The following is a 10,020-nucleotide window of genomic DNA, read 5'->3' on the forward strand; positions in this document are numbered from 1 at the left end:
CCTTCCCGGCGGGCCCCTCCCCGTACCTTTCGACGCTCTCGACGCGTGCGGCGCGCCCTCAGCGCGTGCGGCGCGTGACGAACTCCGCGAGCGCCAGCAGTTCGTCCGCCGCACCGAGGTCCGGCACCGCCCGCGACAGGTGGTCCACGGCCCTGGCCATGCGGTCGGCCGCCTGGGTCTGCGCCCAGTCCCGGCCACCGGCCCGTTCCACGGCTTCGGCGGCCCGCCGGACCGTGGCCCCGTCCATGGCGGGGCCCCGGTAGAGCTCCGCCAGTTCGGCGGCGGCCGGGGATCCCGAGGCCATCGCCGCCACGACGGGCAGCGACTTCTTGTGGGCGACCAGATCGGCGCCGGCGGGCTTGCCGGTGTGCGCCGGGTCGCCCCAGATGCCGATCAGGTCGTCGATGAGCTGGAAGGCGAGCCCCGCCTCCCGGCCGAAGGCGTCCATCGCCTCGACCTCCTCGTCCCCCGCCCCCGCGTACAGCGCGCCGAGCGCGCACGCGCAGCCGAGCAGGGCACCCGTCTTGGCCTCGGCCATGGTCAGGCATTCGTCGATGGTGACGTCCTGCGGCGCCCGGTTCTCGAAGGCGCAGTCCGCCTGCTGGCCCGCGCACAGCTCGATGATGCAGGCGGACAGCCGGGCGGACGCCTTCGCCGAAGCCGGGTGCGGATCCTCGGCGAGCACCCGCAGCGCCAGTGCGCACATCGCGTCACCCACGATGATCGCGTCGGGTATGCCGAACACCGTCCAGGCCGTGGGCCGGTTCCGGCGGGTCGGGTCCTCGTCGATCACGTCGTCGTGCAGCAGGGTGAAGTTGTGCGCCAACTCCACTGCCGCAGCCGCCCGTTCGGCCTTCTGCGGGTCGCCGCCGAGGGCCCGCGCGGCGGCGAGCACGAGGGCGGGACGCAGCGCCTTGCCGGAAGACCCCGTGGACGGCGTGCCGTCCGCCTGCTCCCAGCCGAAGTGGTAGCGCGCGATCCGGCGGACCTGGCCGGGCAGCGAATCGACCGTCTCGCGGAGCCGAGGACCGACGGCGGCCCTGGTGCGGGCGAGGAAGTCGACCGCACCCTCCGGCGCACCCCCCGGGGGACCCTCCGTGGGACCGCCCGCCGCTTGGGTCGTGGTCATGGTCAACGCCAACTCCTCCCGTAGCGTGGGGGGTTGAGCACCGGTCGGCAGTGCCCCGGCGACAACACCCCCACTCACCCCTTACCCCCTCGGGCCGTCCCCTCCTTCGCCCGTCTCCCCCGGACTACCTCCAGCGGCCGATCTCGACGCCCTCCAGCACGCCCAGCGCGTCCGGCACCAGGACGGCCGCCGAGTAGTACGCCGTCACCAGGTACGAGATGAGGGCCTGCTCGTCGATGCCCATGAAGCGGACCGACAGGCTCGGCTCGATCTCGTCCGGGATGCCGGCCTGCTGGAGGCCGATGACGCCCTGCTCGGCCTCGCCCGTACGCATGCAGATGATGGACGTCGTGCGGGCGTCGCTGATCGGGATCTTGTTGCACGGGAAGATCGGCACGCCGCGCCAGGCCGGGATCTGGTTCCCTGCGATGTCGACGCTGTCCGGGACGAGCCCCCGCTTGTTGAACTCGCGGCCGATCGCGGAGATCGCACGCGGGTGGGCGAGGAAGAACTTGTTGCCGCGCCGCCGGGACAGCAGCTCGTCCAGGTCGTCCGGGCTGGGAACGCCGTCGTGCGGCTGGATCCGCTGCCCGTAGTCGCAGTTGGCGAGGAGCCCGAACTCCTTGTTGTTGACCAGCTCGTCCTCCTGGCGCTCGCGGAGCGCCTCGACGGTGAGCCTGAGCTGCTGCTCGGTCTGGTTCATCGGCTGGTTGTAGAGGTCCGCGACCCGGCTGTGGACCTTCAGCACGGTCTGGGCGACCGACAGTTCGTACTCGCGCGGCGCGGCGTCGTAGTCCACGAACGTGTGCGGTACGAGGGCTTCGCCGACATGGCCCGCGGAGAGGTCGATGGGCGCCTCGCCGTACTTGTTGGTGCGCTGGCGCGGCAGGTCGCGGGCCGCCGCGAGGTGGTCGCGCAGCGAGTCCGCCCGGTCGGCGAGCGTGAGCACGTCGTTCCTGGTCAGTGCCAGTACGGTGCACGCGGTCGCGGCCTTCGCCGTGTACCCCCAGGTGGCGTCTTCCTCGACGAGCGCCTGGTCGCCGAAGTACGAGCCGTCCGCCAGGGTGCCGAGCACCTGCTCCTCGTCGTAAGGACCGGCGCCGACCTTCTCGACCCGGCCGTGCGCCAGCAGGTAGACGGTGTCGGCACTGTCGCCCTGCGCCGCGATGACGTCCCCCGCGGCGAACTCCCGCTGCTCGCAGCGGAGCGCGAGCTCCGCGAGCACGTCCTGGTCCCCGAACGTCCGCAGCGCGGGCAGCTCACCCAGCTCGCCGGGGATGACGGACACCCGGCCGCCGGTCTGCACGAAGGTGACGCGGCCGTCCCCGACGGAGTAACTCAGCCTTCGGTTGACCCGGTACGTACCGCCCTGGACCTGCACCCAGGGGAGCATCCGCAGCAGCCAGCGGGAGGTGATCTCCTGCATCTGCGGTGCGGACTTGGTGGTGGTCGCCAAGTTCCGCGCGGCGGCCGTACCGAGACTCTGCTGCGGCGGTGCCTGCTGTTCGCGGATCTCGGAACCTGCCTCGACCGACATCTGACTCCCTCTTCGAATCGTGCTGTGCACACCGTGCCGATGGCACGTGCTGACGGCGCTTGCTGACCTGCGGAAGAAGCCTTTCAGCACGAGGAGTCGTGGCGCCATTACACAAAAGAGTGTGACTAGATCACCGGAGAGGGGGGAATCACGCGCGACCGGGTTGACCCATGGGACGGCCCGGCTTAAGTTGCATCTGAGATGCAAGTTACCTAGCGTGAAGCCATGCGGCTGACGAGATTCACCGACCTGGCGCTCCGCGTACTGATGCGCCTGGCCGTCGAGAAGGGCGAGCTGCCCACCACCCGCGAGGTGGCGACGGCCATGGAGATCCCGTACACGCACACCGCGAAGGTGGTCTCCAGGCTCCAGCACCTCGGCCTGGTCGAGGCACGCAGGGGACGCGGCGGCGGGCTCGCGCTCACACCGGCAGGCCGGGCGGCTTCGGTCGGCGGAGTGGTCCGCGCGCTCGAAGGACCCGGCGACGTGGTCGAGTGCGAAGGCGATACGCCGTGCCCGCTGCGGTCCGCGTGCACGCTGCGCGGGGCGCTGCGCAGGGCCCAGGAGGCGTTCTTCGCGGCGCTCGACCCGCTGACGGTGGACGAGCTGGTGAAGGCGCCGACGGGACCGCTGCTGCTGGGGCTCTCGGCGACGCGGCACGCCGACTGACCGGACAGGCCCCCACCACGCCCACCACGCCGACCGCACCGACCGCACCGACCGCACCGACCGCACCGACCGCACCGACCAATTCCGGCCAGCTCTGGACCGCACGTCCGCACGTTCAAAAATACGAATCTCACATACCAATTACCCTCTTGAGGAGCCCTGAATGCTTTCCGGGACCGCCGCCGCGACCGTCCGCGCCACCCTCCCCGCCGTCGGCGCCGCCGTGGAGGACATCACCGCGCTCTTCTACGAGAAGCTGTTCGCCGCCCACCCCGAGCTGCTGCGCGACCTGTTCAACCGGGGCAACCAGGCGGCAGGCACCCAGCGCCAGGCCCTCGCGGGCTCGATAGCGGCCTTCGCGACGTACCTGGTGGAGCGGCCCGACGAGCGCCCGGACGCGATGCTCGGCCGCATCGCCCACAAGCACGCGTCACTGGGCGTGACCTCAGGCCAGTACAAGGTGGTCCACCAGCACCTCTTCGAGGCGATCGCGGAAGTGCTCGGCGACGCCGTGACGCCGGAGGTCGCCGCCGCCTGGGACGAGGTGTACTGGCTGATGGCCAACGCCCTGATCGCGACCGAGAACCGGCTGTACGCGGAGCACGGCGTCCTCAAGGGCGACACCTGGCGCGACTGGGAGGTGACGGGGCGGACCGAGGAGACGGCCGACGTCGCCACCTTCCGGCTCCGCCCGGCGGACGGCCGCCCCGTCCCCGGCCACCGGCCCGGCCAGTACGTCTCCGTGCAGGTCGAACTCCCGGACGGCGCCCGCCAGATCAGGCAGTACAGCGTCTCCTGCGCGCCCGGCTCCCCCCTCCGTACGATCGCGGTCAAGCGGATCGGCGACGGCGAGGTGTCCCAGCACCTGCACGCGCGCGTGCACGAGGGCAGCCGGCTGCGCGTCTCCGCCCCGTACGGCGATCTGGTCCTGGAGGACGGCGACGCACCCCTCCTGCTCGCCTCCGCGGGGATCGGCTGCACCCCGATGCTGTCGATGCTGGAGCACCTGGCGGCGACCGGGCACACCGCCCCGGTGACGGTCGTGCACGCGGACCGCTCCCCCGCGACGCACCCCCTGCGCACGGACCACGGGCTCCTCGTGGAGAAGCTCGCGGCGGCCTCGGGCCACTTCTTCTACGAGCGGCCGGAGCCGGGCCACCCGGCCGACCGCACGGGTCCGGTGGACCTCTCCGGGGTGGACGTACCGGCGGGCACGCGCGCGTACCTGTGCGGGCCGCTGCCCTTCATGCGGGCGGTACGGGAACAGCTCCTGGCCAAGGGCGTACCTGCGGCGGACATCCACTACGAGGTGTTCGGCCCCGACCTGTGGAGGGCCGCATAGGACCGTGCGGGGCCTGCGCGGGGGCCGTGCACGGGCTGGCGGCGCCTGTCCGAATCGGCTCGCACGCAGTACGAACGCGGTGCGGACGGGCTACCGGCACCGGCTTCCTTCCGGTACAAGCGGTGCAAGCGATTCCGCTTCACCCGTCCCGTACGAGGGAGACAGTCATGGCCACTCCACTCTCCGCCGACACCTTCCTGTCCGCGCTGCGCGCCGAGGGGGTGACCGTGGTCGAGGTGGGCGACTGGCGCCACCACAACCGGAACGGCCACGGCCCCTGGGGCCCGGTGCACGGCGTGATGATCCACCACACCGTCACCAAGGGCACCGAGGCCACCGTCCGGCTGTGCCGCGACGGCCACGCCAACCTGCCGGGACCGCTGTGCCACGGCGTGATCGCCAAGGACGGCAAGGTCCACCTGGTCGGCTACGGCAGGGCCAACCACGCCGGGCTCGGCGACGACGACGTACTGCGCGCGGTCGTCGCCGAGAAGCGCCTGCCGCCGGACAACGAGGCCAACACCGACGGCAACCGGCACTTCTACGGCTTCGAGTGCGAGAACCTCGGCGACGGCAAGGACCCCTGGCCGGACGCCCAGCTCCAGGCCATCACCCGCGTCTCGGCCGCGATCTGCCGCGCCCACGGCTGGGGCGCACGCTCGGTCCTGGGCCACCTGGAGTGGCAGCCGGGCAAGGTCGACCCGCGCGGCTTCACGATGGAATGGATGCGGGACAGGGTGCACGACCGCCTGAAGTAGGCCGGGGCCGGGGGGACGGTGGCGGTGGCGGTGGCGGGACCACGACCGCCTGTGGCAGGCCGGGGCAGGGGCGGGACAATGGGCGGGTGCCCTCCGCTCTCCCGGGCCTGCGCCCGCAGCTGCCCTCGCCCCTGACCCCCGTCGAGGACGACCGCTTCGGCCGGCACGGCGTACGGCTGCTGCTCAAGCGGGACGACCTGATCCACCCGGACCTCCCCGGCAACAAGTGGCGCAAACTCGCACCCAATCTCCGGGCCGCCGCGGGCCGCCCCCTCCTCACCTTCGGCGGCGCCTACTCCAACCACCTGCGCGCCACCGCCGCCGCGGGCCGCCTCCTCGGCTTCCCCACCGTCGGCGTCGTGCGCGGCGACGAGCTGGCCGGACGGCCGCTCAACGCCTCGCTCGCCCGGTGCGCCGCCGACGGCATGCACCTGCACTTCGTGTCCCGTACGGACTACCGCCGCCGCGCCGATCCCGGATTCCTGGCCGGCCTCCTGCCCGGCACGCCCTTCCCCGAGGCGTACGTCGTCCCCGAGGGCGGCAGCAACGCGCTCGCCGCCCGGGGCTGCGCGGAGCTCGGCCGGGAGCTCCACGGGGTGGCGGACGTCGTCGGGGTGGCCTGCGGGACGGGCGGCACGCTCGCGGGTCTCGCGGCGGGGCTGGCACCGGGACAGCGGGCTCTCGGCGTGCCGGTCCTGGCGGGCGGCTTCCTGGACGCGGAGGTCCGCGCGCTCCAGCACGCGGCGTTCGGCGGGACGGTGGGCGACTGGTCCCTGGCGGACGGCCACCACTTCGGGGGCTACGCGCGCACGCCCCCGGAGCTGATCGCCTTCGCGGAGGACTTCGAGGAGCGGCACGGGGTCGGGGTGGAGCGGGTGTACGTGGCCAAGCTGCTCCATGCGCTGGTGGCGCTGGCGGAGGACGGGGCGTTCCCCCGGGGCACCAGGGTGGCGGCGGTCGTCACGGGGCGCCCGTAACCGGGGGGGCGTCGCTCGCGCCGGTGGGGGCTGGTGTCCGGGGCTGCGCCCCGTGCACGGACTGCGTCCGCGCGTCCTCAAACGCCGGACGGGCTGAACCTGCTACTCCTCCGCCCGCCACGCCGCCGCCTCCTCCAGATCCAGCCTGCGCAGCAGGGTCCGCATCAGTTCGTCGTCGATGCGGCGGCTGTCCCGCAGCTCCACGAACACCGCCCGTTCCGCGTCGATGACTTCCCGGGACAGCCGCCGGTACGTCGCGTCCGCCGACTCCCCGGTCTCCTCGTTGACCGTGCCGAGCCGCTCCCACACCGCGTTGCGCCGCCGCTCCAGGACCGTCCGCAGGCGGTCCGCGAGCGGGCCCGGCAGGGCGTTGCGTTCGTCCGCGAGCAGCTCTTCCAGACGGGCCTGGGCCGCCTGCGACGCCTCGCTCTGGGCCTGTGCCTCGGCGAGCGTCTCCGCGTGGACGTCCCGTTGCGGCAGTCGGAGGATCCGGATCAGGGGGGCCAGGGTCAGTCCCTGCACGCCCAGCGTCGCGATCACGGTCGTGAAGGTGAGGAAGAGGATGAGGTTGCGGCCGGGGAAGGGTTCGCCCTCGGCCGTGAGCGGGATGGAGAAGGCGATGGCCAGCGAGACGACCCCGCGCATCCCCGCCCAGCCGACGATCGTCGGAGACTTCCAGTCGACGTCAGGCTCCCGCCTGCGGACGCGTGCGAACAGCAGTCTGGGCGCGTACGTCGCCGGGAAGACCCACACGAACCGCACCGCCACCACGAGGACGAACACCACGAGCGCGTACCCGAGGACCGTCCAGCCCTCGTAGGGACCCAGCCCCTTCAGCACCACCGGCAGCTGCAGTCCGATCAGTGCGAACACCGCCGATTCGAGGATGAAGGACACCATCTTCCAGACGGCCTCCTCCTGGAGCCGGGTCGCGAAGTCGACCTTCCAGGAGCGGTGCCCGAGGTGCAGGGCGACCACGACCACCGCGAGCACCCCGGACGCGTGCACGTACTCCGCCGTCGCATAAGCGACGAAGGGAATCATCAGGGAGAGGGTGTTCTGGAGGATCGGTTCGGTGAGGCGGGTGCGGAGCCAGTGCATCGGGACCATCAGGAGAAGGCCCACGCCGACCCCTCCGACGGCCGCCATCAGGAACTCCTGCACTCCCGCGCTCCAGCTGGCGCCCTCCCCCACCGCCGCCGCCAGAGCCACCTTGAACGCGGTGATTGCCGTGGCGTCGTTGACCAGTGACTCGCCCTGGAGGATCGCGGTGATCCGGGGCGGCAGCCCGAGCTTCCTGGCGATCGCGGTCGCCGCCACCGCGTCCGGCGGCGCGATCACCGCGCCGAGCACCAGTGCCGAGGTCAGCGGAAGCCCCGGCACCAGCAGGCTCACCAGCCACCCCACGATCACGGTCGCGAACAGCACATAGCCCACCGACAGGAAGGCCACCGGCCGGATGTTGGCCCGCAGATCCAGGTACGAGCTCTCCAGCGCCGCCGTGTGCAGCAGGGGCGGCAGCAGCAGTGGCAGCACGATGTGCGGGTCGAGCGTGAAGTCCGGGACGCCCGGCACGAACGACACCGCGATCCCCACCGCGACGAGCAGCAGCGGCGCCGGCACCGGAGTGCGCCGGGCCATTCCCGCGACGGCGGCGCTTCCCGCGATCATCGCCAGCAGCGGCAGGGCGTCCATCGGTTCCGTCCGTCCCGGGTCGGCAGCACAGCGTGTACACGGTGTACATCATGAACAATGGCCCTCATGAACGACTGCCCGCACGTCGAGGAGCTGCCGCACCCGCAGCCCGAGCCGCTGAGCGACACCTGCCTGGAGTGCCTGGCCACCGGCACCCACCCCGTCCAGCTGCGGATCTGCCTGGACTGCGGGCACGTCGGCTGCTGCGACTCCTCGCCCGCCCGGCACGCCACCGGGCACTTCGGCGACACCGGCCATCCGGTGATGCGAAGCTTCGAACCGGGTGAGACCTGGCGCTGGTGCTTCGTCGACGGTTCGATCGTCTGACTCCGGGGTACGTCAACCCCTCACCGGTGCCGCCCAATTGGGCTCCGCACACCCCTAGCCACTGTCCGTACTCGTGGGCCTACCATGAGTGACGTCTCGGCGGGCGGGGGGCCCGGCGACACGGGACAGCGGATCGCGATAGCGTCACCGGCGATAGACGTAAGAGACGTACCGCTTGTGCCACCTTGGAGGTGAGGGTGTCCCCTATCGCAGGCGAGCCCGGGAACCAGGACTTCGTGGAGGTCCGGCTGCCCGCTGCGGGTGCCTACCTGTCGGTGCTGCGTACGGCCACGGCCGGCCTCGCAGCGCGTTTGGACTTCACCCTCGACGAGATCGAGGACTTGCGCATCGCGGTCGACGAGGCCTGCGCGATCCTGCTCCAGCAGGCCGTGCCGGGCTCCGTCCTCAGCTGTGTGTTCCGGCTGGTGGACGACTCACTGGAAGTGACGGTGACGGCGCCCACCACCGACGGCCGTGCTCCCGAGCGCGACACCTTCGCGTGGACGGTGCTCTCCGCACTCGCCGGCAAGGTCGACGCGACCGTCGCCGACGACCGTACGGTCAGCATCAGCCTGTACAAACAGCGCGGCGCGGGACCCGGTCCGGCATGAACGGGGACGGGCCGGTGCGGGACGACGAGCGCAGCCAGCAGGCGCTGAACGGGATTCCTGAACAGCAGGCCCGCCCGCACCCGGTGGAAGAAGCCCCGGTGGAAAAAGCTCAGTCAGCAGAGCGGGCGGCGGACCAGATGAGCGACGAGACGGAAGTTCACAAGGAGCGCGAGGATCACGGGCTCCCGCACAACCCCCGGGACCGCAGTGGTGCGCGGGCCCTGTTCATCCAGCTGGGCGAGCTGCCCGACGGCTCGCCCGAGAAGGCCGAGCTGCGCAACCGGCTGGTGCGGATGCACCTGCCGCTGGTCGAGCACCTGGCGCGGCGCTTCCGCAACCGCGGCGAGCCGCTCGACGACCTGACCCAGGTCGCCACGATCGGTCTGATCAAGTCGGTGGACCGGTTCGACCCGGACCGCGGCGTCGAGTTCTCGACGTACGCGACCCCCACCGTGGTCGGCGAGATCAAGCGGCACTTCCGCGACAAGGGCTGGGCGGTACGGGTACCGCGCCGGCTCCAGGAGCTGCGGCTCTCGCTGACCTCGGCGACCGCGGAGCTCTCCCAGCAGCACGGCCGGTCACCGACCGTGAAGGAGCTGGCGGAGCGCCTCGCGATCTCCGAGGAGGAGGTCCTGGAGGGCCTGGAGTCCGCCAACGCGTACTCCACGCTGTCCCTGGACGTCCCCGACACGGACGACGAGTCCCCGGCGGTCGCGGACACCCTGGGCTCCGAGGACGTGGCGCTGGAGGGCGTGGAGTACCGCGAGTCCCTCAAGCCGCTCCTGGAGGACCTGCCCCCGCGAGAGAAGCGGATTCTCCTCCTCCGCTTCTTCGGGAACATGACCCAGTCGCAGATCGCCCAGGAGGTCGGCATCTCCCAGATGCACGTCTCCCGGCTACTGGCCCGCACCCTGGCCCAACTCCGCGAAAAGCTCTTGGTCGAGGAGTAGGCGCCACCCCGCGCCCCTTCAGGGG

Annotated in this window: 10 protein-coding genes; 7 read left to right on the forward strand and 3 right to left on the reverse strand. The window is 71.8% G+C overall.

The genetic code is table 11. The features are described 5' to 3' along the window. Nucleotides 1-58 precede the first annotated feature (58 nt). Both ACWGIG_RS32490 and ACWGIG_RS32495 read right to left on the reverse strand, forming a co-directional pair. Complete coding sequence (locus ACWGIG_RS32490) at nt 59-1,129, reverse strand: family 2 encapsulin nanocompartment cargo protein polyprenyl transferase (protein ID WP_453325275.1); 1,071 nt, start codon at nt 1,127-1,129, stop codon at nt 59-61. A 124-nt stretch (nt 1,130-1,253) separates the two neighbouring features. Further along, entirely contained in the window at nt 1,254-2,666 is a 1,413-nt protein-coding gene (locus ACWGIG_RS32495) for a family 2B encapsulin nanocompartment shell protein (RefSeq protein WP_453325276.1), read from the reverse strand. Nucleotides 2,667-2,891: 225 nt separating this feature from the next. On the opposite strand from ACWGIG_RS32495, the gene ACWGIG_RS32500 reads away from it, so the two are divergent. The 4 genes from ACWGIG_RS32500 (at nt 2,892) to ACWGIG_RS32515 (ending at nt 6,412) form a co-directional block, all read left to right on the forward strand. Beyond that, complete coding sequence (locus ACWGIG_RS32500; protein WP_453325277.1) at nt 2,892-3,335, forward strand: RrF2 family transcriptional regulator; 444 nt, start codon at nt 2,892-2,894, stop codon at nt 3,333-3,335. Nucleotides 3,336-3,498: 163 nt separating this feature from the next. Next, nucleotides 3,499-4,677 (forward strand): globin domain-containing protein, encoded by a 1,179-nt coding sequence (locus tag ACWGIG_RS32505; protein ID WP_453325278.1) that lies wholly within the window; start codon nt 3,499-3,501, stop codon nt 4,675-4,677. A 167-nt stretch (nt 4,678-4,844) separates the two neighbouring features. Beyond that, the gene (locus tag ACWGIG_RS32510) at nt 4,845-5,435 is read left to right on the forward strand and encodes an N-acetylmuramoyl-L-alanine amidase (RefSeq protein ID WP_453325279.1); all 591 of its coding nucleotides are present in this window, start codon (nt 4,845-4,847) and stop codon (nt 5,433-5,435) included. Between the two features lie 86 nt (nt 5,436-5,521). Then, the gene (locus ACWGIG_RS32515) at nt 5,522-6,412 is read left to right on the forward strand and encodes a 1-aminocyclopropane-1-carboxylate deaminase/D-cysteine desulfhydrase (protein WP_453325280.1); all 891 of its coding nucleotides are present in this window, start codon (nt 5,522-5,524) and stop codon (nt 6,410-6,412) included. Nucleotides 6,413-6,514: 102 nt separating this feature from the next. Here the strand turns inward: ACWGIG_RS32515 and ACWGIG_RS32520 are convergent, their stop codons facing one another. Continuing rightward, on the reverse strand, nt 6,515-8,107 hold the full coding sequence (locus ACWGIG_RS32520) for a Na+/H+ antiporter (protein ID WP_453325281.1): 1,593 nt from the start codon (nt 8,105-8,107) through the stop codon (nt 6,515-6,517). A 66-nt stretch (nt 8,108-8,173) separates the two neighbouring features. On the opposite strand from ACWGIG_RS32520, the gene ACWGIG_RS32525 reads away from it, so the two are divergent. The 3 genes from ACWGIG_RS32525 to ACWGIG_RS32535 all read left to right on the forward strand — a co-directional run bounded on the left by ACWGIG_RS32525 (nt 8,174) and on the right by ACWGIG_RS32535 (nt 9,995). Next, complete coding sequence (locus ACWGIG_RS32525) at nt 8,174-8,434, forward strand: UBP-type zinc finger domain-containing protein (RefSeq protein WP_453325282.1); 261 nt, start codon at nt 8,174-8,176, stop codon at nt 8,432-8,434. A gap of 197 nt (nt 8,435-8,631) precedes the next feature. Beyond that, complete coding sequence (locus ACWGIG_RS32530; protein ID WP_185032869.1) at nt 8,632-9,045, forward strand: ATP-binding protein; 414 nt, start codon at nt 8,632-8,634, stop codon at nt 9,043-9,045. Continuing rightward, nucleotides 9,042-9,995: an RNA polymerase sigma factor SigF gene (locus ACWGIG_RS32535; RefSeq protein WP_453325283.1), complete on the forward strand. Its 954-nt coding sequence runs from the start codon at nt 9,042-9,044 to the stop codon at nt 9,993-9,995. The genes ACWGIG_RS32530 and ACWGIG_RS32535 overlap by 4 nt, the downstream gene beginning before the upstream one ends. Nucleotides 9,996-10,020 lie beyond the last annotated feature (25 nt).

Source organism: Streptomyces sp. NPDC054863 (assembly GCF_053610825.1).

Excerpts from the sequence above, each read along its gene's own strand:
- ACWGIG_RS32525 (WP_453325282.1), top strand. The coding sequence starts at position 8,174 with ATGAACGACTGCCCGCACGTCGAGGAGCTGCCGCACCCGCAGCCCGAG.
- ACWGIG_RS32535 (WP_453325283.1), top strand. The coding sequence starts at position 9,042 with ATGAACGGGGACGGGCCGGTGCGGGACGACGAGCGCAGCCAGCAGGCG.
- ACWGIG_RS32520 (WP_453325281.1), bottom strand. The coding sequence starts at position 8,107 with ATGGACGCCCTGCCGCTGCTGGCGATGATCGCGGGAAGCGCCGCCGTC.
- ACWGIG_RS32505 (WP_453325278.1), top strand. The coding sequence starts at position 3,499 with ATGCTTTCCGGGACCGCCGCCGCGACCGTCCGCGCCACCCTCCCCGCC.
- ACWGIG_RS32495 (WP_453325276.1), bottom strand. The coding sequence starts at position 2,666 with ATGTCGGTCGAGGCAGGTTCCGAGATCCGCGAACAGCAGGCACCGCCG.
- ACWGIG_RS32490 (WP_453325275.1), bottom strand. The coding sequence starts at position 1,129 with ATGACCACGACCCAAGCGGCGGGCGGTCCCACGGAGGGTCCCCCGGGG.
- ACWGIG_RS32510 (WP_453325279.1), top strand. The coding sequence starts at position 4,845 with ATGGCCACTCCACTCTCCGCCGACACCTTCCTGTCCGCGCTGCGCGCC.
- ACWGIG_RS32500 (WP_453325277.1), top strand. The coding sequence starts at position 2,892 with ATGCGGCTGACGAGATTCACCGACCTGGCGCTCCGCGTACTGATGCGC.